General features: G+C 49.6%; 13 protein-coding genes and 2 rRNA genes. 3 read left to right on the top strand and 12 right to left on the bottom strand.

Annotated features, from left to right (window positions below; genetic code table 11):
* Window positions 1-87: 87 nt before the first annotated feature.
* Both VP504_RS08650 and rrf read left to right on the top strand, forming a co-directional pair.
* A 23S ribosomal RNA gene (locus VP504_RS08650) occupies window positions 88-2974 on the top strand.
* Between the two features lie 246 nt (window positions 2975-3220).
* Window positions 3221-3336 (top strand): 5S ribosomal RNA (gene rrf / locus VP504_RS08645).
* Between the two features lie 190 nt (window positions 3337-3526).
* Here rrf and VP504_RS08640 read toward each other — a convergent pair.
* Window positions 3527-6100: a family 20 glycosylhydrolase gene (locus tag VP504_RS08640; RefSeq protein ID WP_325893902.1), complete on the bottom strand. Its 2574-nt coding sequence runs from the start codon at window positions 6098-6100 to the stop codon at window positions 3527-3529.
* Window positions 6101-6515: 415 nt separating this feature from the next.
* On the opposite strand from VP504_RS08640, the gene VP504_RS08635 reads away from it, so the two are divergent.
* Window positions 6516-6806: an MliC family protein gene (locus VP504_RS08635; protein ID WP_325893901.1), complete on the top strand. Its 291-nt coding sequence runs from the start codon at window positions 6516-6518 to the stop codon at window positions 6804-6806.
* A gap of 102 nt (window positions 6807-6908) precedes the next feature.
* Here the strand turns inward: VP504_RS08635 and VP504_RS08630 are convergent, their stop codons facing one another.
* The 11 genes from VP504_RS08630 to VP504_RS08580 all read right to left on the bottom strand — a co-directional run bounded on the left by VP504_RS08630 (window position 6909) and on the right by VP504_RS08580 (window position 25368).
* Window positions 6909-8321 carry a phosphoglucomutase/phosphomannomutase family protein gene (locus tag VP504_RS08630; protein ID WP_325893900.1) on the bottom strand — a complete coding sequence of 471 codons (1413 nt, stop codon included), beginning with the start codon at window positions 8319-8321 and terminating at the stop codon, window positions 6909-6911.
* Window positions 8322-8379: 58 nt separating this feature from the next.
* Entirely contained in the window at window positions 8380-10785 is a 2406-nt protein-coding gene (locus VP504_RS08625; protein ID WP_325893899.1) for a GH36-type glycosyl hydrolase domain-containing protein, read from the bottom strand.
* 39 nt (window positions 10786-10824) lie between these two features.
* The gene (locus VP504_RS08620; RefSeq protein WP_325893898.1) at window positions 10825-12741 is read right to left on the bottom strand and encodes a beta-N-acetylhexosaminidase; all 1917 of its coding nucleotides are present in this window, start codon (window positions 12739-12741) and stop codon (window positions 10825-10827) included.
* Between the two features lie 3 nt (window positions 12742-12744).
* Window positions 12745-13623 carry a BadF/BadG/BcrA/BcrD ATPase family protein gene (locus VP504_RS08615; protein WP_325893897.1) on the bottom strand — a complete coding sequence of 293 codons (879 nt, stop codon included), beginning with the start codon at window positions 13621-13623 and terminating at the stop codon, window positions 12745-12747.
* A complete protein-coding gene (locus tag VP504_RS08610; RefSeq protein ID WP_325893896.1) occupies window positions 13616-15319 on the bottom strand; it encodes a glycoside hydrolase family 9 protein in 1704 nt (567 codons plus the stop codon). Before VP504_RS08610 ends, VP504_RS08615 begins: the two co-directional genes overlap by 8 nt.
* Before the next feature lie 28 nt (window positions 15320-15347).
* Complete coding sequence (locus tag VP504_RS08605) at window positions 15348-16337, bottom strand: ABC transporter ATP-binding protein (RefSeq protein ID WP_002540450.1); 990 nt, start codon at window positions 16335-16337, stop codon at window positions 15348-15350.
* A gap of 29 nt (window positions 16338-16366) precedes the next feature.
* Entirely contained in the window at window positions 16367-17332 is a 966-nt protein-coding gene (locus VP504_RS08600; protein WP_325893895.1) for an ABC transporter ATP-binding protein, read from the bottom strand.
* Window positions 17332-18357: an ABC transporter permease gene (locus VP504_RS08595; RefSeq protein ID WP_325893894.1), complete on the bottom strand. Its 1026-nt coding sequence runs from the start codon at window positions 18355-18357 to the stop codon at window positions 17332-17334. The genes VP504_RS08600 and VP504_RS08595 overlap by 1 nt, the downstream gene beginning before the upstream one ends.
* Window positions 18358-18359: 2 nt before the next feature.
* Window positions 18360-19346: an ABC transporter permease gene (locus VP504_RS08590; protein WP_325893893.1), complete on the bottom strand. Its 987-nt coding sequence runs from the start codon at window positions 19344-19346 to the stop codon at window positions 18360-18362.
* A gap of 119 nt (window positions 19347-19465) precedes the next feature.
* Window positions 19466-21148: an ABC transporter substrate-binding protein gene (locus VP504_RS08585; RefSeq protein WP_325893892.1), complete on the bottom strand. Its 1683-nt coding sequence runs from the start codon at window positions 21146-21148 to the stop codon at window positions 19466-19468.
* 842 nt (window positions 21149-21990) lie between these two features.
* Window positions 21991-25368 carry a response regulator gene (locus tag VP504_RS08580; protein ID WP_325893891.1) on the bottom strand — a complete coding sequence of 1126 codons (3378 nt, stop codon included), beginning with the start codon at window positions 25366-25368 and terminating at the stop codon, window positions 21991-21993.
* Between the last annotated feature and the right edge of the window lie 22 nt (window positions 25369-25390).

The following is a 25390-nucleotide window of genomic DNA, read 5'->3' as shown; positions in this document are numbered from 1 at the left end:
TAAGAAAAAGCAGAGGCAAAAAGGGTGAACATGTTCTTATAAGAACACCTTGGTTGTTTAAACCTACGAAACCTCTTGGGGTTGTATGGTTAAGTGACTAAGCGTACACGGTGGATGCCTTGGCAGTCAGAGGCGATGAAGGACGTAGTAACTTGCGATAAGCCCAGATAAGGCAGTAACAGCCATTTGAATCTGGGATGTCCGAATGGGGAAACCCACTGGCATAAGCCAGTATCCCACACTGAATACATAGGTGTGTGGAGGCGAACTCGGGGAACTGAAACATCTAAGTACCCGAAGGAAAAGAAATCAATTGAGATTCCGGCAGTAGCGGCGAGCGACCCCGGATTAGCCCTTAAGCGTTTTATGAGTTAGTGGAAGCCTCTGGAAAGTGGCGCGATACAGGGTGATAGCCCCGTACACGACGGCTTATTTAACGTGAAAACGAGTAGGACGGGACACGTGTTATCTTGTCTGAAGATGGGGGGACCATCCTCCAAGGCTAAATACTCCTGACTGACCGATAGTGAACCAGTACCGTGAGGGAAAGGCGAAAAGAACCCCTGTGAGGGGAGTGAAACAGAACCTGAAACCGTGTACGTACAAGCAGTGGGAGCCTACGTGTTAGGTGACTGCGTACCTTTTGTATAATGGGTCAGCGACTTACGTTATGTAGCAAGGTTAACCGCATAGGGGAGCCGTAGGGAAACCGAGTCTTAACTGGGCGATGAGTTGCATGACGTAGACCCGAAACCGAGTGATCTAGCCATGGGCAGGTTGAAGATTGAGTAACATCAATTGGAGGACCGAACCGACTAATGTTGAAAAATTAGCGGATGACTTGTGGCTAGGGGTGAAAGGCCAATCAAACTCGGAGATAGCTGGTTCTCCCCGAAAGCTATTTAGGTAGCGCCTCGGACGAATACTACTGGGGGTAGAGCACTGTTAAGGCTAGGGGGTCATCCCGACTTACCAACCCTTTGCAAACTCCGAATACCAGTAAGTACTATCCGGGAGACACACGGCGGGTGCTAACGTCCGTCGTGGAGAGGGAAACAACCCAGACCGCCAGCTAAGGTCCCCAAGTTATCGCTAAGTGGGAAACGATGTGGGAAGGCTCAGACAGCCAGGATGTTGGCTTAGAAGCAGCCATCATTTAAAGAAAGCGTAATAGCTCACTGGTCGAGTCGGCCTGCGCGGAAGATGTAACGGGGCTAAGCGATACACCGAAGCTGCGGCAGATATTTATATCTGGGTAGGGGAGCGTTCTGTAAGCCGTAGAAGGTGGTCTGTAAGGGCTGCTGGAGGTATCAGAAGTGCGAATGCTGACATGAGTAACGACAAAGGGGGTGAAAAACCTCCTCGCCGGAAGACCAAGGGTTCCTGTCCAACGTTAATCGGGGCAGGGTAAGTCGGCCCCTAAGGCGAGGCCGAAAGGCGTAGTCGATGGGAAACGGGTTAATATTCCCGTACTGCTGATAACTGCGATGGGGGGACGGAGAAGGCTAGGTGGGCCTCGCGACGGTTGTCGAGGTTCAAGTGCGTAGGTGGGTGTCTTAGGCAAATCCGGGACGCTATACACTGAGACACGATGTCGAGTCACTACGGTGATGAAGTCATTGATGCCATGCTTCCGGGAAAAGCCTCTAAGCTTCAGGTTATCAGGAACCGTACCCCAAACCGACACAGGTGGTCGGGTAGAGAATACCAAGGCGCTTGAGAGAACTCGGGTGAAGGAACTAGGCAAAATGGTACCGTAACTTCGGGAGAAGGTACGCTGCCCATGGTGAAGTCCCTTGCGGATGGAGCTGAGGGCAGTCGCAGATACCAGGTGGCTGCAACTGTTTATTAAAAACATAGCACTGTGCAAAATCGAAAGATGACGTATACGGTGTGACGCCTGCCCGGTGCCGGAAGGTTAATTGATGGGGTTAGACTTCGGTCGAAGCTCTTGATCGAAGCCCCGGTAAACGGCGGCCGTAACTATAACGGTCCTAAGGTAGCGAAATTCCTTGTCGGGTAAGTTCCGACCTGCACGAATGGCGTAATGATGGCCACGCTGTCTCCACCCGAGACTCAGTGAAATTGAAATCGCAGTGAAGATGCTGTGTACCCGCGGCTAGACGGAAAGACCCCGTGAACCTTTACTACAGCTTGGCACTGAACATTGAGCCTACATGTGTAGGATAGGTGGGAGGCTTTGAAACACAGACGCCAGTTTGTGTGGAGCCGACCTTGAAATACCACCCTTGTATGTTTGATGTTCTAACTTGGGCCCCTTATCGGGGTTGAGGACAGTGCCTGGTGGGTAGTTTGACTGGGGCGGTCTCCTCCCAAAGCGTAACGGAGGAGCACGAAGGTGGGCTAATCACGGTCGGACATCGTGAGGTTAGTGCAATGGCATAAGCCCGCTTGACTGCGAGAATGACGGTTCGAGCAGGTGCGAAAGCAGGTCATAGTGATCCGGTGGTTCTGAATGGAAGGGCCATCGCTCAACGGATAAAAGGTACTCCGGGGATAACAGGCTGATACCGCCCAAGAGTTCATATCGACGGCGGTGTTTGGCACCTCGATGTCGGCTCATCACATCCTGGGGCTGAAGTCGGTCCCAAGGGTATGGCTGTTCGCCATTTAAAGTGGTACGCGAGCTGGGTTTAGAACGTCGTGAGACAGTTCGGTCCCTATCTGCCGTGGGCGTTGGATGATTGAGAGGGGCTGCTCCTAGTACGAGAGGACCGGAGTGGACGAACCTCTGGTGTTCGGGTTGTCACGCCAGTGGCATTGCCCGGTAGCTAAGTTCGGCATCGATAACCGCTGAAAGCATCTAAGCGGGAAGCGAGCCTCAAGATGAGTCATCCCTAGGACTTAAAGTCCTCTAAAGGGTTGTTGGAGACGACGACGTAGATAGGTCAGGTGTGTAAGCGCTGCGAGGTGTTGAGCTAACTGATACTAATTGCCCGTGAGGCTTAACCATACAACACCCAAGGGGTTTTGACGGACTCAGAGAGAACATTGAATGTGTAAGAACGAGAACAAAGACAGTCACTTTTCAGATGATGGATTTATCCAGCTAGCGCCAAAACAGCGCAGGGATAAAGTACGAAAGCAAGGCATTTTGTGAGCCGAGCGAGGGAGTGTACGACTGTACATGACCGAGTGAGGGAGCAAAGTAACGCCGCTAGCGTGCTTTATAGCCAGCGGGATAAAGCCACAGAATTTGCTTGGCGACCATAGCGTTATGGACCCACCTGACTCCATGCCGAACTCAGTAGTGAAACGTAACAGCGCCGATGGTAGTGTGGGGTCTCCCCATGTGAGAGTAGGACATCGCCAGGCTTCCAATTTTCTTTCACTTTTTGAAAAAGTGAAGACAAAAAGTAGAAAAAGCCCTGACCTGACGGTCAGGGCTTTTTTGCATCTGCCACTTTCCATGTTCACCATAGCTAATGACACAACAACTGTTCGACACGCAACAAAAAGGCCATCCGTAAGAATGGCCTTTTGACGTATATAGCTAGATGAAGAACTAGTTCACTTCAGCAACTCGGCTTGAGCGATCTCCTGATACAGTGCGGATAAGTGCACTAGTCACTGCCGGCGCTTGATTCGCATCATAGGCTTGCCAACTTTGACCATTGTCAACGGAGTATTCAATCGCTAGGCCAGGAAAAGCACTGTTCGCTTTCAATACGCCAGCTTCGATGATGCCGCCAGGTACTGGCAGGTTAAAGGCGATACCGCCTTCTTCCAGACTAGGCATGATGTTTTTCGCAACAAGGTTTGCGAACTGATTGTAGCCAGCATTACGTGCCGCCTCATCAACCAACTTGCCGTCTGCATCGTGAGCTTCCCATAATGCCGAATGCCAAGCACGCTCTGCCAACGCGATTGCGCGAGGGAAGGTCATGCCTTCGAACTGTGCTTCTGTACGGATAGTTTCACTCCAGATAGAGCCTTGAAGACCCAGAACGTTTTCAGGACGCTCAAGCGTTTTCACACCAGCTGCGTTGAGGACTTCTTCTTTAGTGATTGGCGCGCCAGCACGGGTAAAGTCAGCGTTCGCGTACAAATCATCTGGCATAAAGCCGAATGACTTACGGGTGTCAGTGAAACGTGGCGCCCAGTAATAACCGCGCTCTTCTGGATCTGGCTCATGCGGGTGATCGAAGTAGAAGTGAGTTGCTTGGTTATAAATCACGCCATAGCCATTGTTGGCAAGATTGTAAGCGCGGTCTGCAACGCCCCATTCCCAGATGTTCTGCCATGCATTACCGGTCACCTGCGCGTTCACCATTTCACCACGTGGGTAAACTTTGTTGTTGTGCATCAGGCCATCTTCCCAACCACCCAGATCAAGGTTGTGGTTCGCCGTAATGGCAGAGATACGTTCAACGAAGTATTGGCTTAGTTCGTCAATGGTAGAGATGCCATGGCTATTATTCGCAAGGAATGCCTGACAGACAGGAGAGTCTTTCCATGCACCAGCGATTTCATCACCACCGAAGTGGAAGGTTTTGAGTGGTTGAATGTCCTGGTGAAGGGCAACTAATGAACCAACAACGGTATCAACGAAGTTGTAGGTTGATTCCATACAAACGTTCATGGCGTTATCAGTGAACATCTGTACTGACAGATATTCTGTGGTGTCATCAGGATCGCTCAGGCGGAACTCATTGGCTTTGACCAAATCACCTTGCGCGGCAAATTTCTCATAGCGTGTGTCCATCGCTTTGATAGCGGCGTGCGCGTGGCCCGGCATATCAACTTCTGGGATCACCTCAATGCTCAGCGCTTTTGCAGCGGCCAGGATTTCCTTGTAGTCAGCCTGGGTGTAGAAGCCATTGGATTCGGCTGTGCCATCAGGGCCAGCGCCAAGGAATGGCAGTACACACGTGGTTTCAGTGAGGTCATGACAACGCTTTGAGCCAACATCAGCGAGTTCTGGCAGCTCTGGGATTTCAATACGCCATGCTTCATCGTCACTCAGGCGAAGGTGCAGTTTATTCAGTTTTACCGCAGCCATCTGGTCGAGTAACTCCAATACAGACTCTTTGCTGCGGAAGTTACGTGCTGCGTCAATGGAAAGTCCACGGTAAGCAAAGCGTGGGGCATCAGCGATTGACGCTTCAGGCACAGTGCCGTTGTCTGTTAATTGAATAAGTGATTGTGCAGCATACAAGGCACCTGCGGCATCAACAGCGTTGATCTCAATCTTTTCTTCTGCTGCGGATACACTCAACTCGTAAGCTTCTTCCCACTTGGCTTTACCATCAATGGTGACTTGCCCCCAGCCAACATGAATCACTTTGGATTGATTAGGAGACCAAGGCGCTGCGGTTAATCCAAACTGCTTAGCGATAAACTCAGCTTGGGTTTGGTAACCATTGTCGTAAACCACTACCCAAGATGGATCGATAGTGAGATCGCCTTCCCCGAAGCTTATTGAAGCAGGTGTTGGGATAACACCCTTTGCGTTAGCAATCTTGCTGAGATCGCTGTTTTTCGCGTAGCGATCGGCAGCCGTGAACGGGTCGTAGAAATCGGTGATGCTGCCGCCATAGCGCTTCCACTGTAGCTCAGTGTCAAAATCAGACACGAAAGGTAGCTCTTCACCCGGCTTGGTAGGCACTTCTCCGTTGATGGTGTTGCTTGTGCTGGCAATCAGAGCGGTATCACCACTGTCGGAAACCAGATACCAGTTTGGCATAACGTCGGTTTTGGCCACTTGCCAGAATTCGGATAAGAATTCGATATCAAGCGACTGTCCCGGTGCGAGGGGAGAAAAAGAAGCGGTAGGTTCGATCTTGAAGATATCACCGTTAACGTGAGAAACCTTAAGCGTGTCTGTTGCTAAAGGTTTGATCATGCGGATGTGGCTGAAGTAAATAGCCCATCCTGACGATGGTAGCGCGGTTGCGCTGTCATTGGTGAGAGAAATGACACCTTTGAACGTACGCCATTCATCTTGCTGGTTATCGATGACTGAGTACGTCAGGTCGAGACCTTGGCCCAACTGAATTAACTCTTGCGAAGAGACTGCATAACTCGGTGCCGCCAATGCTCCGGAAATAGCGGCCGCCAATAAAGCGTGTTTTAACATCAGTTTGCTCCTTTAATTTCTAACGCGAAATAAACAAAATACGAGCATAACGGTGAAAAAAGGCAGGGCAATTAGTTGCGAGGGAAGACTTTTACTTTTGCAAATTTGGTCATCGATTGAAGCTGAAATGGAGGACATTTCAACAGAATATTTTTGTTGACCGCACAATGTACAGAAAAATGGCTATACATATCGATCAATATGCGCCTTTATTTTCGCTGGTTAATCTATTCAAATTTCATAACTTCAATATCTTGTTTTGAAGCAAAGCCTCGTCTTGGATCAAGCTAGAATGTACTGTGAAGGGAATTTCTGTATTCATGATGAAATATAGATACAGTCAAGCCACTTAGAGATGCTGAATCCAGGATCTTCAGGTTATTTGTGTATAAGAGCGCAGTGATGGAAAAGAACGATGAATAGATTACTTAGCGTAGCAATGTCGACATATCTGTTGCTTGCCTGTACTTCATCATTACCTTACCAATATGCCTGTGAGGGTGATCAGACGTTTGGTGCTATGGTGACGTCTGATTATGCATTGGTTCATGTGAATGATGCTGAATACCAACTTCCCCGTATTCGCTCTGCATCCGGTGCGCAGTATGAACTAGAAGATAGTTCTGTAGGCTTATATACCAAGGGGGATGACGCCATGTTGGTTGTTGGTGACCTTTTGCTCCGTGAATGCACCCTAAGCAGATAAAAGAAAGGGTAGCTGAGCTACCCTTGTTGCAGAAACCCTCCGGTTTGCAGAAATGAACAGTATTGTTGCCAATTTAGTGGATTAACCTGTTCATTTTTGACATCAAACGTATAGGAACTCTTTGATTTGCTGTACGAGTGCTTCTGCGGTCTCTTTGTCTTCCCACTCTACGAAAATACGAAGTAGTGGCTCGGTGCCTGAGAAGCGCGCCAATGCCCAACCGCCGTTCTTGAAGTAAACCTTTAGGCCATCGGCATAGCTGACTTTTTCAATCTCATAAGCAAATTCTGGCAGCGCTTTTTCTACATAAATCTTGTTGTAGAGCTCTTCGCGCAGGGAAGCTTTGAACGTGCAATCACCTTCTGCTGTGTAGGCGTAGCCATACTTGCCGTAGATTTCATCCAGCAATTCAGATAGCTTCTTACCCGTTACGCTGATCATTTCCACCAACAAGCTTGAAGCGAATACGCCATCTTTACCTTTGATGTGACCGCGGATTGTCAGGCCACCGGAGCTTTCGCCACCAATCAGAGAATCATCCGCTTCCATTTGTGAGCTGATGTGTTTGAAGCCCACAGGTACTTCAAAGCTCTTCTCATCATGGTCTGCAGCGACTTTGTCCAGCAGGTGTGTGGTTGCGATGTTACGTACCACTGAGCCTTTCCAGCCTTTGTACTTCAGCATGTAGTAGTAAAGCAGCAACAGGACTTCGTTCGGGTGAATGAAGTTACCTTTCTCGTCGATGATGCCAAGACGGTCTGCATCACCATCGGTACCAATACCGATGTCGTAACCTTCATGAGCAACCAAATGTTTCAGGCGATAAAGCGTTGCAGCACTTGGTGATGGCATCAAACCGCCAAAGCCTGGGTTTGCACCGTCGTTGATAACGTCAACATCACAGCGGCCAGAGATAAGAACGGTTTGCAGGGCGTTTTTCGCCACACCGAACATAGGATCGATCAGCACGCGCAGGTTGGCTTTCTTGATCGCTTCAATGTCGATGAAATTGATGATCGAATCCACGAATTCGTTCATCGGGTTGATGATCTTGACTGAGCCCGCTTCGACCGCATCTTCGAAGTCGATGGATTTCACATCACTTAGTTGAAGTTGGCTGATTTGCTCTTCAATCTTCGCAGTGATGATTTCGTCTGCGTCACGGCCGCCTTTGATAAAGACTTTGACACCGTTGTAATCCGCAGGGTTGTGTGAAGCGGTGATACATGCTGAGTAGTGGGTTTCCATTTCCTTCGCCTTGAACATGACGATAGGGGTTGGAACATATTTGTCGATAAAGCTAACGGTGATGCCGTTTGCAGCTAGCACGCTCGCAAACCATTCTGCAGCTTTGTCAGACAGGAAACGGCGGTCATAACCGATAACAAAGCCCGGCTCAGTAGCGTTTTCATTGATCATGATGTTGGCAAGGCTCTGAGCAACGAGTCGCACGTTATCGCGGGTAAACTCTTCGCCAATCAGTGCACGCCAGCCACCGGTACCAAATTGGATCATGGTTGAACTCCTTTAGAAACAGACAAATAGCGGGGCTGATTCAGCCCCGTTTTTGTGATTAGCCCAGAACAACAACCACTTCGTTCACAGAGCCTGCAGCTTGTTCAGGAATTGCACCTTCTACTGGTTCACCGTTCAGAGTGATTGATTTAACGCCTTTGCTAACGCTGTTCGGGTTTTCAACCTTGATGTTGTAAGTTGCGTCGCGCCATTCACGACGAACTTCGAAACCGGGCCAGCTTGTTGGGATACATGGGTCAACAGTCAGGCCGCTGAAGCCAGTTTGTACACCCAGAATGAAGTTGGTCACCGCGAAGTATGCCCAGCCAGACGTACCTGTCAGCCATGGGTGGTTTGCACGGCCGTGGTTTTCGTGGTCGCGGCCCATGATGAACTGAACATAAGAGTAAGGTTCAGCCACACGCTTCTCGATCATGTCATTCTGATTGTACGGGTTCAGTGCGTCATAGAACTTCATTGCACGGTCGCCGCGGCCCAGCTTGGTTTCTGCTACCCAAGCCCATGGGTTTGGATGCGAGAAGATCGCGCCGTTTTCTTTCACGCCTTGGTAAACGCGGGTTACGAAGCCGATGTCATCGTTTGGTGTTGCGAATGATGGTGAGTTCAGGTGCAGACCATACTCAGAGAATAGGTTCTCATCTACTGCATCCATTGCCTTCTCACCGCGCTCTTGAGACGCCAGACCAGACAGAACAGCCAGAGTGTTTGACTCAAGGTGAACACGACCTTCTGCTTGTTGTGCAGTGCCGATCTTGTCACCGTCTTTGGTCAGGCCACGGATGTACCAGCCGCCTTCGTTATCCCACAGGTGCAGTTCACAGGCTTCACGCACGTTTGCTGCCATCTCAGTGTATTTAGCAACATCTGCGTCATTACCTTTGTACTTCGCCAGAGCTACAAACTCTTGAAGCGCCCAGAAGTGCAGGAAAGAAACCATTGCGGACTCACCGCCACCTAGGTTCAGACAGTCGTTCCAGTCTGCACGTAGACCTTTACAGATACCGGTTTGGCCCACATATTCTGCAGAGAATTCCAGTGCAGCTTTCATGTGCTCGTAAACGGTCGCGTCGCCACCATCTGCGTATGGGATCACTTCATCAAGGAAGCTTTCTTCGCCTGTTTCCTGAACATAGTTAATAATGGTCGGGACAATCCACAGGTGGTCATCAGAACAGGTGTCTTCGATACCGTGGATCTTGTCTTCGTCACTTGGGGTTGGAACAACGGTTGGTGATTTAGATGGTTTAACGTCGGCTTTCTCTGGATCGAACCAGTCTGGATCGAACAGGTGCAGACCGTAACCGGCTTTCACCTGACCGCGCAGCAAGTCAACCAGACGCTTGCGGGTCATTGCTGGGTTTGAATGAGGAACAGATATCGCATCCTGAGCGGTATCGCGGTAGCCCAGACCAGTACGGCCGCCTACTTCGATGAATGACGCAAAGCGAGACCAAACCACACAGGTTTCCGCCTGGTAGAGAGTCCATGCGTTGATCATGGTGTCCAGACCTTTGTTTGGTGAGGTTACCTGGAACTTGTTACAACGCTCATCCCAGTGGCCTTTGATGTCAGCAAATGCTGCATCAACGTTAGCCATATACTTGTATTTCGCGCGCAAACGTTGGCCTTCACCTTTACCGATACCCAGTAAGAATACGAAGCGAACTTCTTCACCTGGCTGAATAACGAATTGTTTGTGCAGAGAACCACAGTGGTTGTAACAGGTTTGAACGTGGTTAGAGCAACGGCCATTTTCCAGTGCAATTGGGTTTGCTTCGTCGCGGTACATACCCAGGAAGCTATCGCGTTGACCGTCGAAGCTGTCTGGGTCGAAACTGGACGCCATGTAGTAGAAGCCTTCATGGTCGTTAGTGTTGTAGTACAGATCGTACTCAATCACGCCTTCGTTATATGAAGTACCTGCAGAGTACAGGCTCATCTGGTGGTTCTGGTTGTCAGACTGGATGTGGCTGAATGAGAACTCAACAAAAGAGAACGCGCTGATCGTACGAGGTTTGTCGCCGTCGTTCTTAATCGTCACATCCCAAATTTGTGCGTCTTCGCCTTTTGGTACGAACAGGGTTTTCTGTGCGGTGATGCCGTTGTACTCACACTTGAATTTAGAGTAAGACAGGCCATGACGTACTTCATACGACGCTTCTTCAAGGCTTTTAGCCACTGGCTGCCAAGAGATTGACCAGTAGTCGCCAGTCTCGTCATCACGCAGGTATACGTAGTGTCCTGGACGGTCGAAGGTACCGTTTGGACGGAATTTGGTGACGCGGTTGTACTCAGGGCTATTGTAGAACGAGTAGCCGCCTGCATTGTGTGAAATAACAGTACAGAACTTTTCTGTACCTAAATAGTTGGTCCATGGCGCCGGTACGTCAGGGCGGGTAATGACATATTCCCGGTTGTCGTTATCAAAGAAGCCGTATTTCATGGCGTATATCCTTCTACAAATCTCAAAAAATTGAAGTAATTACCGACGATAGTTAATACCCAGACGATCAAGGTATTGCAGTTGTCCGCTGAGACGGGCTTGGAAATCTGCCCAGCCCCGCTGTTCCTTGGCGCTCCAACACACTTCTGCGATCGCCAGAAGGCGAGGGAAGATCATGTACTCGAAGCGGCTTTGGGTATTGGTCATCTCGCACCAAAGTGCGCATTGAATTCCTTTCACTTTCCCAAACTCTTCTGTGGTGACGGTTGAGTTAGCGAAAGGCTCATAGTGGTAGGCTTTTTCAAGCGGTACCTTACAGGCCCAGTCTGTGCCCGGCTCACAAGCCGAGTAGTCTTGTGCCATATCCAAGTAAGTTTCGTGGCCAGGCTGAAGCACAACGTTGTAACCGTTGCGAATACAGTCGAGACCGGATTGCTCGTTGAGCCAAGAGAAGATCACTGTGTCTTTGCTGACTTTGTTGCCAAACACGGCCTCTTCCCAGCCAAACATTTGTTTGCCTTTGGTGCTGAGGAAATCTTCACAGTGACGCAGAACGTGGCCCTGAAGATCTTTGAAGTCTTTGTAACCGTGGGTTTTCATCAAGGCCTGACATGCTGGGCTGTCTATCCAAACGCCTTCAGGTACTTCGTCCGCGCCAATGTGAACGTAAGGCGCAGGGAATAGCTCACACACTTCTTTTAGAACGGTTTCCAAGAAGGTGTAAGTGCCTTTGAGGCCTGGGTTCAGCACATTGTCGTTGTAGTTCTGGATGCTGCGATAAGCTGAGGTATCGGCATCTTCAACCAGCAGTTGTGGCAGGGATTTGATAGCCGCACGGCAGTGGCCTGGGATGTCAATTTCCGGCACCACGGTGATGCCTCTCCCTGCTGCATAGGCAATCACGTCGCGGATCTCATCCTTGGTGTAAAAACCACCGTGGATTTTGGATAGCGAAGTGTACTGAGGCTCAATGCTTTCGAAAGGCCCACGCCAAGCACCGATTTCCGTCAGCTCTGGATACGCATCAATCTGGATGCGCCAGCCTTCGTCATCGGTCAGGTGCCAGTGGAAATGGTTGAACTTAAAGCGAGCCAGTTGGTTGATAAGGTTTTTCACGCGACTGACTGGGTGGAAGTGACGTGCACAGTCCAGCATCATGCCGCGGTAACCAAAGCGTGGATGGTCTTCAACTTCAACACATGGCAGGGCGTAATCGAAATAGTGACGATGCGATGCCTGTGTTGGCAGCAGTTGAAGTACGGTCGCCACACCATGGGCAAAGCCTGCCTCGTTAGATGCTGAAATCGTTACTCCCTGAAGGGTTACGCTTACCCGGTAGTGCTCCGGCTTCAGATTGTTGTCCTGAACCAGACGGATTTGCGCTTCTTGCTTGATGGTGACATCACGGCGAAGGTGTTGAGACATCTCGTCTGCCAGCCAACGCGCAGCTGGTTTGCTGATATCACTGTCAGATTGAATTGCGATGTCGTCAGTCAGCGTAAACTGGCCTTGCTTTACCACCAACGCTTTAGGCTGAGGGATCAGGTTGATCGCTTTCGGTTCCGGAAGTGTCAGTGGAAGGCGTTCTGGTGTTTGGGTGCCGAGATTGATTGGTGTTGTTTCAACTGGCACGGCCTTCACGCCATCTTCTGTAGTGATCAACAGACATGCATCACCAATGCCTTCATCATGCATAGAGAAAGGCTTGGTAGGATGGCTGAACTCGAGGTACAGATGATCGTTTGCGTTTAAAGGTTCGCCCGTTTCAAAAATACACAGACTGCCAATCTGTTTTAAGGTGCCGTGAGACACTGACGTTGGCAGCACATAGCGGCTGGCGCTGAATGTCAGCTGCCAGTTCTGGATGTTAGTTTCAGAAAGGTTATGAAGCACTAACGCAAAGCGGCTTTCGCTTGGCGTCGCTTCAATAACATTGAGGTCTAGGCGAAAATTCATGGCTCACCTCGAAAACGGATAAAGATTGTGGTTACCGCGCGCCATCAAAATAGCACCGGCCATGGCATCCGCCTGGGGTTTTACCAGCAAAGACTGGGCCGCTGGAGACAGCCAGCGAACAATGCGTTCACCAATGCTGCCCATCAGCGCGATTTGCGTTGCGCCTTTACGGTTCAAACCGAGGATAAGACGCTCCACATCATCAGCAGAGCCTTGCAGTAATTCCATGGCAAGTTCATCTCGTTCCATTGCCAGTTCGAATACTTTCGGACTGAATTGGCCGTAATCGCGAGGTTTCGCGGTTTTAGACCATTCAACAATGGCATCGAGGTCGTGGTTGAAATGCGCAAGGACGTGATCTGACAGAGCTGAACTGGTGCGAAGACCATCGTGTGCCAGCAGTGTTTGTTGGATCAGGCGCAGTCCCATAACCGCGCCACCGCCTTGATCTGAGATTGGGAATTCACGGCCACCGACAACATGCTGTTGACCGTTTTCTAAATAGATACCGACAGAACCTGTGCCAGCGATAACGATGGCACCGTTATCACCGTTGAATGCGCCCATACATGCACCATAACCGTCAGTGTTCAGGGTCATGTGTTTGTACGGGTGCGGTAGAGACATAAAGGCCTGCCAGGCCGAGCGTTGCTCGGCTGCTGCTAATGCCAGACCGACAGAAAGGGTGGAAAGGTCGGTGATGCCAGCCTGTTCAGCTGCTTGAGCTATAGCGCTTTGGATGTTCTCCATCGCCAGTTCCACACCCAAAAGGATGTTGGCACTGCCGGTTTTGGCTTCACCCAAAAACTGGTCTTGTTCATCAACAATACGCGCGCGGCAGGAAGTGCCACCACCGTCTACGCCACAGAAGAAATTACCCATGGGCAACATCCTTCTTTTGCATGGCAATCGCTAACAGATACCAAGCCGCATGTGGGATCCATTGCTCACCCCAACGCCAGTTCTGAAGCATGTCATCTTTCTGGCCGTCTGGATTAAAAGCGATGTCATGCTCGTTTTCAAAGCCAGCCGTAATGCCGTTGCACACGCCGCCTTTGGCATTGATAAAGCCAAGTTCAGGCAGATAGTCAGGGTTGTTGCGGCCATGGCCGTCCAACATGCATATGTCGTAAGGGTTGAGTCCCACAATCCAGTTCAGGGCATGTTGACCGTATTCACGAAGCTTGGCTTTTTGCTCTTCGTCAGACGCATAGCTGGTGGCCATAAATGCCATGGCAGCCAGTGAACCCAGACGCGCATTTTCACCTTGCCACCAGTATCCGGTCTCGTTGCGCTGGGCCACGAAGAAGCTGGTGCGCTTTTCTGCGTCGACACTTTTGATGTACTGACGCGGATAACCGAACGGGTTGTTCACTTCTGCGGAGATGCTGAGTTCAAAGTTCAGCGCATTGAAAAGGGTTTCCGTATATTTCGCTTTGAGTGTGTCATCGCCTTCTACCTGAAGGTATTGCATCAGCGAAATCGCAGGCAAGCCTGCTTCAGCAGCATGAAAATAAGGGCGAGAACCATCACCGTTAGCGGACCAGAAGTGATTAATACATTCATCACTCTGTTGTTGCTCGGCAAGGCGGGTTGCCCAATAACGCGCTTCTTCAAGGTATGACTCGCTGACGGTGAGTTTGAAAAGTTCTGTTGCTGCCAGCAGCGCGCAGTAGAAGTCGATGGTGTTTTCCTGGCCATCGTCCAGGTAAGACGAATTGTTTTCTTTTAGATGCCAGTAGCCCGTTTCTGCAGCCTTTTGATAAGTCTCAACATCGTATTCGCCGTTGACGCCAAAGCGCGCTGCAGCGGCAAGTGCTGCGATCGCTACGCCAGCACCCTGACGGAAACCAGCCTGGAATGCATTGGTCTTGTGACCTTGCTGGGTTTCATAAGCGCAGATATCGCGTTGAGACGGGTCTTTGCTCCACTTGTCGAACACGGTCAAGTAGAAGAAACCTTCTGCGTCCTGCATACGAACGAGAAAATCTGCACCAAACAGCGCTTCATCATGTAGACGGGTTTTAGAAAACGGAGCCAGTTCTGAAGAAAGGGTTTCCAGAGTATTCAGCATATTCCAGACAACCATCGGAATTTGCTGAGGGTTTAAATAGTTAGCATATGAAAGGTGGCTGAAGTATTTGCTGACGTCACCTGACGCATCATACCAACCGCCATGAACATCAACGTGACGATCTGTGCCAAGGAGGGGTGCAGTAAGATCGCGCTGATCAAATGTGCCTGTACAACGCTGGGATTTGAAGTAGTGGATCACATCAGAAAAGGTGCGATCAAACAGGATACCTTCTGCGACTGAAAAAGCCGGAGATGAAACATCTCCCACTTTGACGAAGAAATATCCACACTCATTGAGTGCAGAGAAATCGATACGGTAAACATCGCCGGTATGCCATTGGTCTACAGAACCACAAGCACAAACAGGCAGCTGCATCACTGATTGCCCAGTCTGGCAATCTACAATATCGGCATGTGTTGCAGTGACTTCTTGCTTTGCAAGGATCAGCGCTTGTTTATTGCCGAAGCGCTCATAGCCGATATGATTGATCAACAGCTGCATTTTACCTCCTAAAACTCTAGCCCGAGGCTCACTCGAACAGATAGCAGCGAACGAAGTGGTTATCTGCCAGTTTGGTTACTGGAGGTAACGCCTGACGACATTTTTCAGTCGCGTGCAGACAGCGGCCAGCAAATGGACAGCCAACAGAATCTGGCGTCCATAGAGGAATTTCGCCTTTATTACCTTCCAGCTCGGTGTGGATAGATTTCGAAGGATCCGGTACTGCGGAAACCAGCAGGCGTGTATATGGGTGTTGTGGACGGTGAATGATTTCTTCACAGTCACCCCATTCCACCATGTGGCCAACGTACATTACCGCCAGATCTTCTGCGATATAACGTGCAGTAGCGATGTCGTGCGTGATGTACAGCAGCGCCATTTCCTTCTCGAACTTCATCTCTTCCATCAGGTTCAATACACCTGCACGGATAGATACGTCGAGCATGGAGGTTGGCTCGTCAGCCAGCACAACTTCAGCACCTACAGCGATGTTACGCGCCAAGTTAACGCGTTGGCGCTGACCACCAGAAAGCTGGTGAGGGTACTTCTGTGCGGTTTCTTTTGGCGGTGTCAGACCAACCTGATTCAGCAGGTCATACACTTGTTCTTCCAACTCTTTCGGGTTGCTACTCGCTTTCTTGTGAATGTGCAGCGGACGCGCGATGTGGTGGAAAATGGTGTGTGTTGGGTTCAGAGAACCGAACGGGTCTTGCCATACCATCTGAACACCTTCGCGATAGGTCATCAGATCGTTTTTCTTGGTGATCGTCGCGATGTCGCGGCCTTTGTACTCAATAGAGCCAGAGGTTGGTGCATACATCTTGGCGATCATTTTTGCTGAGGTAGATTTACCTGAACCAGATTCACCTACTACCGACAGACCGCGGCTTTTATATAGCTTGAATGAGACATCATTCAGTGCGCGCATCATTGGCTTATTCAGCGCATTACTGCTGATAGGGAAATCTTTTACAAGATTTTTGCCTTCAACAATCGGTTGGCCTAATTCTTTAGTCATTGCTCACTCCTACAAGTCGTTAAAGCCAATTACTTGCCTGTAAACAGGTGGCAGTTGGTGAAACGGGTTGGCTCTACCTGAGTCAGTGTGTTAGCCACTTTGAAACAGGTGTCTTTGGTCTTTCCGCAGCGAGCCTGGAAACGACATCCTTGTGGAATCTCAAGCAGGTTCAGAGGGTTGCCTGGAATACCGGAAAGGTGTGTTTTTGGCCCCGTCAATGGAGGGAATGAGCTAGCCAGACCTTCGGTGTAAGGGTGATAAGGGTTTTTGAGGATTTCTTTCGATGGTGCTACCTCAATCAACTGGCCGGCATACATGATGCCGATACGGTCAGTGAACTCGACCATCAGTGACAGGTCGTGGGTAATGAACAGAATCGAGAAACCAAACTCTTCTTTCAGTGCGTGGATCTTTTGCAGGATCTCGCGCTGAACCACCACGTCCAGTGCCGTTGTCGGCTCGTCCATGATGATCATTTTCGGGTTCAGAGCCAGTGCAATCGCGATAACCAGACGCTGACGCATACCACCAGAGAACTGGTGCGGGTAATCGCTCAAACGGCTTGGGTGGATATCAACGATTTCCAACAGACCTTCTGCGCGGCGCTTTGCCTGTTCACGGGTCATGTTGGTGTGGCGCATGATAACGTCACAGAACTGCTCTTCCATGGTAAGAACCGGGTTCAGGGCGTTCATCGCTGACTGGAACACCATAGAGATTTCTTTCCAGCGGAAGCGGCTCATGCGCTCATCGCTGTATTTCATGATGTCTTCACCGTTGAAGAGTACTTCACCGCCGCTGATGAATGCAGGCGGCTTATGAAGACGCATCAGCGAGAATGCTACGGTGGATTTACCACAGCCAGACTCACCGGCCAGGCCGAATACTTCGCCTTTACCAATATCAAAGCTTACGTTGTTTACTGCGCGGACATCGCCCGCGTCAGTAATGTAGTCAACACATAGGTTGCGGATTTGTAGTTGTGCGTCGCTCATTATTTCTCTCCGCTCATTGCTACTTGTGGAGTCAGCTCAGTTTCTGCACGTGACTGAGTTTCTGCTGCTTGCATCTTCTTCCAGCGCTTAAGGCCTTTTTGTGCTCGTAACTGCGGGTTAGCGATTTCATCGACAGCGAAGTTAACCAGTGCCAGTGCAAGAGACAGCAAGCTCAGCGCCAGACAAGGTGCCAGTACTTCCCACCAGATACCCAGTTGCATTGCCGAAGAGGTACGTACGTTGTACAGCATTGAACCCCAGCTCACTGCGCTCGGATCGCCCATACCGATGAACGAGAGCACAGACTCAGTCAGGATGGCGTACATTACAGAGCCGATGAAACTTGCACCTACCAGAGGGATAAGGTTTGGCAGGATTTCAACAAACAGGATGCGAGTGCGGGATTCGCCAAGCACTTCTGCTGCTTTAACGAATTCTTTCTCACGAATTGCCAGTGTCTGGGAGCGGATTACCCTGGCGCCCCATGCCCAGGAGGTTAAGGCTATGACCAAGGCGATGGTGAGCGGGCCGGCCTGTCCGACGAATGCTGCTACTACCATCACGATTGGAAGCTGAGGCATAACCAGCATGACGTTCATCGCACCTGACAATACGTTATCTACACGTCCGCCAAAGTAACCTGCAGAGATACCCATGATGGTGGCAACCACACACACGAAGATACCGGCCGTGAAGCCAACGAAGAGTGAGGTTCGTGCACCGTGAACCACCTGAGACCAGATATCGCGGCCAAGACGGGTGGTACCTAGAACGTGCTCACCATCTTTGGACATACGCAGACGACGTTGGTTATCTGCCAGGTTCTCGGCGACCCAGCCATCTGGATTGGCTTGCGCCATTTTTACGACGAAACCCGGATACTCATGTGGTGCACCCGTACGCTTGTGTGGGTCGTACTGAGAAAGAAACGGTGCAAACACAGCAGCGATGATAAACATCAGAATTAAGATGACACCTACCAGAGCTTTAGTATTACCGCGAATAATATTAAGAAAGTCTTTCATGATTATTTGCCTCCCTTGCGCAGACGTGGGTCAAGCAAAACGATGAGAACATCAGCGATGAAGTTGAAGCACAGCATGACGATGGTCAGGATGATCAGAAGGCCTTGCAGTACTTGGTAGTCACGACCGTTCACAGCATTGAGCATCGCAGTACCCAAACCTGGGTATTGGAAAATCATCTCTACAACCAGCTGACCAGCAACTGCCATACCGAGCGCCATAGAAAGCGCAGTCACGGTTGGTAACAGGGCGTTACGTGCGGCGTAGTTGAAGACAACGCGGTTTTCAGAAAGGCCCTTGCCTTTTGCCATAGTGATGTAGTCTTCCGCCAACAGGTTGATCATGTTGTTACGCATGTTGATCAGGAAGCCACCGATTTGTGCAATGGTTGCACAGAACAGAGGAAGGAAAGCGTGGTAGAGAATACCGCTGTAAGTCTCCCAACTGGTGAAGTCGAGAACTGCGCCCTCTGGCATGCCGTAAGATGTCGGGAACCACTTAAGCGTGATACCGAATACGAAAAGGATAAGCATGCCGATAACAACAGGTGGAATTGCCTGTAGGGCCATAAAGCCAGGGGATACAAATGAGTCGAAACGACTACCACGGCGCCACGCCGCGAAGATACCAACCACTGAACCGATACAGAACGCCATCACTACGGAAGAACCTGCAAGGAACAGAGTCCAACCCAGCGACTTAGCAATCAGCTCATTAACAGTCATTGGATAGAATTGGGTAGATACGCCGAGCTCCCAGGTGAAAATACTTTTCACGTAAGTCAGGAACTGAACGTGGATTGGGCCATCAACGAAACCCAGAAGTGCTTTCATTGCCGCGATACGCTCAGGGGTTACCTGTACACTCGCGTTGGCAAACATCATGGTCACCGGGTCGCCAGGCATTGCACGTGGTAAAATAAAATTTAGCGTGATTGCGATAAGCAAAGCGCCAAAATAAAACATCAATCTATTAAGAAAAAATCCCATAACTCACACCTTAAGTGGCACGACGAAGCCGTGACCAAAGAATTAAAGCTCCAAGGTCAAAAATACCGATTGTTTATCTTTGGAAAGAGGCGGCGCGGATGCGCCGCCAGATTTAGAGATTAAGATTTAGGCTTCAGATCAAGGATGTGCAGCAGACGCTCATTGATACCTTGCCAAATCATTGGACGGCCTTTGGCATTGTCCGCACTCCACCAACCAGTGAAGCGTGATTCGTTGAACTGGTAAGTAGAAGCCGCAGACATTACAGGGATTACCACTTGATTGTCAGACAGGATCTTTTCAATCTTGTGTGCTACTTCCAGCTGCTCGTCTTTGTCAGCAGTTGCGTAGAAGCTGTCCAGCAGGTCATCTACTTCCGCACTCTTGAAGCGGTGCATCGCGAAGCGTGGGTTACCTTCTTTCGCCATAAAGCGAGAGTGGAAGCCAGTGTCCCAAGTCTGGTGTGGATCTGGACCTGTGAAGTAGTTAGTCAGTGCTACGTCGAAAGTACCACCAGCCATTGCTTCGTTGTACACAGAGAAGTCAGGTGTTACAGCTTTCGCTTTAATACCGACGTCTGCCAGGTTCTCAGCTGCCAGTTGTGCAGTGTTGTTCCAGTCAGTCCAGCCAGATGGAGTCTGGATAGCCAGCTCGAAGCTCTTGCCAGTAGGCGTTTCTACGAAACCGTCACCGTTCGTGTCTTTAAAGCCTGCTTTTGCAAGAAGAGCTTTCGACTTCTCAACGTTGTAGGTGTTGAACGCTTTCGCACCGTTGAAGGTGTCAACGTTTGACCAGCTTTGGTAAAGCGCTGCAATACCTGCTGCTGAGTGGTTAGGGCTACCTGCGCCATAGAACGCGATGTCAATGATAGATTGACGGTCGATAGCAGTAGACATTGCGCGACGGAAGTCAACGTTAGTCAGTGCTTCGTTCTTAGCAGCTTCTGGGTGCTCAAAGTTAACCAGCAGGTTAACAGACGAACCTACTGGAGCAGGCCAGTATTTGTGGTTCTTGTTAACAGAAGCATAAACTGCGTCGATGTCTGGGATGAACGAAGAAGTCCAGTCCAGCTCAGAAGCAACAATTTTAGACAGCAGACCGTCGTTGTTGTTGATCAGAGGCATACGCAGACAGTCGATAGCTACGCTGTCAGCATCCCAGTAGTTAGGGTTCTCACACTGGACGTACAGGTTGCTTGTGAAGGTATCAACTTCGGTGAACGGACCAGAACCAACTGGAGTTTCGTTCGCGAAAGCTTCTGGCTTGTCGATCTTGCTCCAGATGTGCTTAGGAACAGGGTGCGTTTGAACCAGTTTGAAAGGTGCTGAAGAGTTAGCTTCTTTCAGAGTGATTTCAACGTTGTTGCCTTTCACTTTTACGTCGCTGATCAGCGCTGCGTTACCTGCAAGGTCAAGTGCGGCGTTTTCACGGATCAGGTTGTAAGTGTATGCCACGTCTTCTGCAGTGAAAGGTGTGCCGTCAGACCACTTAACACCGTCACGGATTTCGAAAGTCACTTTTTTCAGATCATCAGAAATCGTGTAGTCCTTCGCCAGACGCATTACTGGAGTGTTGCCGTCCAGCTGGTTGAAAATAACCAGTGGCTCGTAAACGAAGTCCAAGGTCGACTTCAGGTTGTTCTGTAAGAACGGGTTGAAGTTACGAGTAAGTTGTGGGTAGAAGTCAGGTACGATAGTTAGTTCTACTCTATCGGCAGCGCTGACAACAGGAGCTGTCAGTACCGACGCTGCGGCCGCAACGACGGCTACTGCAAGTTTTGTTTTCTTTAGATTGGCAAGCATAGCTGTTCCTTACTAGTTGCTTTGTTCCACTTGGTTCTGACCGTTAATAAATTGGTCAGGCCGGAACCCGCTATGAATAACCACACAAGTGAACTTGGTTATCCACATGGCCGTGCAGGCTCAGTGCAAGGTAAGGAAACTCCGGTTCCGTTTTTGGGTCAATTGGGCAGTCCGTTAAAATCGTCAAAAGAAAATAGAGGAGCGTCAAAACCGTCAATTTTGACGGTTTTGACAAGGTTTCTCCTCAATTGATTGAGGTCAAAAAATGAACTAAATCCGTCCATTAGAACGAGTAATGTTAGTATTTACTATCGTTTATGGTCAGTTTTTATCTTGTTTTTAATGAAATTGAAATATTGGGTGATCTCGATCTCCGTTTGTTTTTACCGTTAATTTTTTGCTGAAAATTTGAGTGCTTATTTTGTTGTGATTCTGTTCTCATAAACGGAAAAAGGTCTAAACCTTTTGGTTGTCGGTTAAAAATAGAGCACGGTTAGGTGGGCTATAAACGGTAAAATCATCCTGATAAATCCAGCAATAGCGGTTAGGTTTTACGTCGAAAAATAAGTTTAGAGTAAGCACAGGAAGTCCAATACATTGAAGAGGTAATAGGAGGCTTAATCGCCTTATATCGGACAAAGTACAGAGAGCATGATGGAGTAGATGCAGTAACTGGCTTGCTGATTCAAGCTTCCAAACGCAAAGTGTTGTCATTGCTTAGATATCAGGGATGATCTGGATGTGGATGAAAGCGGGCTTTATCAGCGCTTTCAGTGAGGGAGGATTTGTGCTGGGCTTGTATAAACATAGCGAAGAAAAGCCCCGTTGCGGGGCTTATGGAATTATCGGGAAATTAAGGTCTGTAGCCTTTCCCTGAGTACTTCAAGTTCATTCCTTTCTCTGTTTTCTTCAAGACAGCGTTCCAGGACAAAGTCGATGGTACTGATAACAGTGCGCCAACGAGGGGATTTAGGGACAGTTTCAACATGGAGGTATTTGTCCAGCGTACGGGTCTGCAAGGTACTTCTGTCTAAGTAGACTCGCCAAAGCCCGCTTTCCTCTGCAAGGTCAAACTTGGTTTTGCCGGTGGAGTTCTGCCAAAAATTCAAAGTGGCAGTCATCACTTTGACCAGCGTATCTCTGAGGATATCGGCTTTATCCGGTTTGCTGCCTGAAAAGCGGTCTGCCATTCGTGTGAATTCCCCGCCAAGCTCACGAAGTTGCTGAAGCTTCTCCATATCACCGTCATAGGCATAGTCGGACAGTGCCGAGACAGCATTTTCCAAGAGCTGTACGCGGTGTGAGGAAGCTTTCTTTCCGGTATTGAGGATTAGCATCATTTGTAAGCCAGAGGCCTCGGGCAGTGTGATTAAATCAGTGTCGATTTCGGCAATATCACCGTCGACTTTAAACCTGAACTGGCCGCTGTAGTGACCTCGTGAGGATTCTGGTTCAGGCAGCACCATTGCCAAGAAGTCTTCGAGTTGGTGGCGTTCGATTTGTTCGGCACTGAGACGGAAGATTTCACTGCAAGCATCATTGGCATAACTTATCCGGCCATTCTCCTGCACACAGATAATGCCTTCAGATGCGCTATCCAGCATGCCAAGTAGCCTGTTTTGCACTTCACGAAGGCCAGCTTCCACTTGCTCGCGGAAGTGAATTTCTTTTTGTAACGTGCGATTGTGCTCGCGCTCCTGCTCGGTCAGCGAGGCATTAATATAAGCTCGGATACGGGCACTGAGTTCGTCTTTATTGAAAGGTTTGGTCAGGTAGTCATTGGCTCCCGCATCAAATCCTTTCACCTTATCCTGAACCTGACCTAACGCTGAAAGCATGATGATAGGTAGATCGGCACGACTGTGTCGCTCTCGAAGGTGAGTACATACTTCATAGCCACTAAGCTCCGGCATCATGACATCCAGCAACATCAGCGCAGGTTTTTCCATCGTGACAGACTCAATAGCCTGGCGGCCATTTTCAACGGCTTTCACCCGATAACCTTCGAGACGCAGAAAGTTATTAAGAACCTGTAGGTTTACAGGTTCGTCGTCCACCACCATGATGAGAGGACCATCTGGGTTTTCCGGCAGCTGGGTGTAATCTGTTTGATCCAGCTCTACACGGGGAGCGGCGAAATGCGCATTATTGGCAAGACGTGTTTTTGCTTTATCTTCTTCGGTTGCCAGTGGCAAGGTGAAGCTGAACGTCGTTCCTACCATAGGCTGGCTGGATACATACAGCTGACCGCCCATGATGTCGATAAGCTGGCGGCTGATAGATAAGCCAAGTCCTGCCCCCTGACGGTATTGAGCCGCGTTACCACTGGCTTGGGTCAGTGGCTCGAAGATGTACTCGAGTTGGTCGGAGGGGATTCCCTGACCAGTATCTACCACCTGAATGCGAAGCTGACCTTCCAATACGTTGGCAGAAATGATGATCTTGCCCTCGTCTGTATACTTGATGGCGTTACCAATCAAGTTGTACAACACCTGCTCTAGACGCTGCTCGTCGGCACGTACCAACGGCAAGTCGATAGGCACCTGATTAATAATACGCACCGGCTTTCCGCCCAGTAGGTGACTGGAAAGCTCAATAACCAGCCTCACTGCATTTGCGGTATCTACAGCTTGAGGAGAGATTTCAAGCTCGCCGTAACGCATCTTGTGATAATCCAGCAAATCATCAACGAGGTTAGAAAGGCGTTCTCCACTGTTGATAATCATCTGAAGCTGATGCTTTTGACGTTCTGGAAGCGGGCCTTCCGCGCCGGCAAGTATGGACTCTGCAATCCCTACCATACCGTGAAGTGGTGTGCGGAGCTCGTGGGAAGTCGTTGCAAGAAAATCATCTTTCATGCGGTCGGCTTGCTGCAGCTCTTCGTTCTTTTGCTTGATGACTTGAATGTTCTGTTCAAGCTCTTTGTTTTGCTCTCGGATGAGTGCGAGTTTGTCTCGGACTGAGCGCTGCATGCGCGCAAAACTTACTGCCAACCGCCCGATTTCATCTTCGCGGTCAGTATTGTTTATCTTCTGATCCAGATCGCCCGCCGAGACCTGTTCTGCAGCCCAGGTTAGTTTTAGAAGCGGGGCTGTGATGGAGTTAGACAGCATGTGCGAAGCAATGACCACCAACAAGATGGCGATTACCATCACGGCAATGAAGATTTTCTCTAACTGATAAATACGGGCAAAAGCCTCTTCTTCCGGCAGCTCGAGAACAATCGCCCAGGTTGTACCGGTGATGTTGACCGGCGCATAGGCACCTAACACACGTTGGTTGTCAGAGCTTAAGAAGCTGCCAACATCGCGAAGCCCTGCAAGTGCAGCCTCAATGGCGATGCTATTAATTGGCCTTAAAGTGTCTTTGGTCACCAAATTTCGGGGGATCAGGTCATTTCCAACTAGCAGCGTACTGATGTAACCCTTTTCCTGTGGCGTCTTGTTAAGCATTTTGTCCAATGCCGTATTAGGCAGTTTGAACAAAACATAACTGTGTAAATAGCCTTGTTGCATGATCGGCGCAGCAAACCACGCCACCATTTCACCGTCGGCTTGTTGGGTGTAGTCGGTAAACGCTATCGGGGTGTTATCGCCATCGACCAGCGGTGCATCCACTGTTTTCTGTATATCAGCAAAAGTTTTGCCAATGGCAGTATGACGCCACTTCTCGTCGAGTAAGTTAGAACCAAAAACGTCATCCTTAAGTGCGGAATAAACGACATTACCCTTGATGTCGACCAACAAAATATCTGAAAAGTCAGAACGTTTAAGATGCTCTTTGTAAGCCCAGTCGTAGCGCTTGTGCAGGAGGCGGTAGCGCTCGCTGCCAATGAAGTTGCTGTCATTTGTACCTGGAGGAAGCGTTGAGTTGGCATCAGCACCATAGCGCTCACGTGCAACATTTCGGGCAATTTCTTCCGTATCTCCCAATTGGTGGAAGGCGGCAATTAATCCATAGAAGCGTCCACCACTGGCGGTTGCCAGTTCAGAGCGACTGAAGGATTTCACCTCTGAGTGACGGGCATCAAAGTAGCTGATTATTTGCTCTTTTTTGTTATCACGAAGGAAAGATAGGTGTGTGGTGCTTTGTTGTTCGAGATCGCTGCTGTGAGATTCAAGGAAGAAAATCGCCAGCAGGCTGAGAGGCGTAATACTCAGCACCAGAAAAGCCAACATCAGCGTGTGCTGAAGTCGTTTAAATTTCTGCTTGTTTTGCATGTTTCTGCCTGAGAAATTAGAA

Origin of the sequence: Grimontia sp. NTOU-MAR1 (assembly GCF_035758505.1) — a bacterium.
GTDB lineage: Bacteria > Pseudomonadota > Gammaproteobacteria > Enterobacterales > Vibrionaceae > Enterovibrio > Enterovibrio marinus.
Note: the sequence above shows the minus strand (reverse complement) of the source record. Positions and strands in the feature narration are given on the sequence as shown.

Excerpts from the sequence above, each read along its gene's own strand:
- VP504_RS08640 (WP_325893902.1), bottom strand. The coding sequence starts at position 6,100 with ATGTTAAAACACGCTTTATTGGCGGCCGCTATTTCCGGAGCATTGGCG.
- VP504_RS08635 (WP_325893901.1), top strand. The coding sequence starts at position 6,516 with ATGAATAGATTACTTAGCGTAGCAATGTCGACATATCTGTTGCTTGCC.
- VP504_RS08630 (WP_325893900.1), bottom strand. The coding sequence starts at position 8,321 with ATGATCCAATTTGGTACCGGTGGCTGGCGTGCACTGATTGGCGAAGAG.
- VP504_RS08625 (WP_325893899.1), bottom strand. The coding sequence starts at position 10,785 with ATGAAATACGGCTTCTTTGATAACGACAACCGGGAATATGTCATTACC.
- VP504_RS08620 (WP_325893898.1), bottom strand. The coding sequence starts at position 12,741 with ATGAATTTTCGCCTAGACCTCAATGTTATTGAAGCGACGCCAAGCGAA.
- VP504_RS08615 (WP_325893897.1), bottom strand. The coding sequence starts at position 13,623 with ATGGGTAATTTCTTCTGTGGCGTAGACGGTGGTGGCACTTCCTGCCGC.
- VP504_RS08610 (WP_325893896.1), bottom strand. The coding sequence starts at position 15,319 with ATGCAGCTGTTGATCAATCATATCGGCTATGAGCGCTTCGGCAATAAA.
- VP504_RS08605 (WP_002540450.1), bottom strand. The coding sequence starts at position 16,337 with ATGACTAAAGAATTAGGCCAACCGATTGTTGAAGGCAAAAATCTTGTA.
- VP504_RS08600 (WP_325893895.1), bottom strand. The coding sequence starts at position 17,332 with ATGAGCGACGCACAACTACAAATCCGCAACCTATGTGTTGACTACATT.
- VP504_RS08595 (WP_325893894.1), bottom strand. The coding sequence starts at position 18,357 with ATGAAAGACTTTCTTAATATTATTCGCGGTAATACTAAAGCTCTGGTA.
- VP504_RS08590 (WP_325893893.1), bottom strand. The coding sequence starts at position 19,346 with ATGGGATTTTTTCTTAATAGATTGATGTTTTATTTTGGCGCTTTGCTT.
- VP504_RS08585 (WP_325893892.1), bottom strand. The coding sequence starts at position 21,148 with ATGCTTGCCAATCTAAAGAAAACAAAACTTGCAGTAGCCGTCGTTGCG.
- VP504_RS08580 (WP_325893891.1), bottom strand. The coding sequence starts at position 25,368 with ATGCAAAACAAGCAGAAATTTAAACGACTTCAGCACACGCTGATGTTG.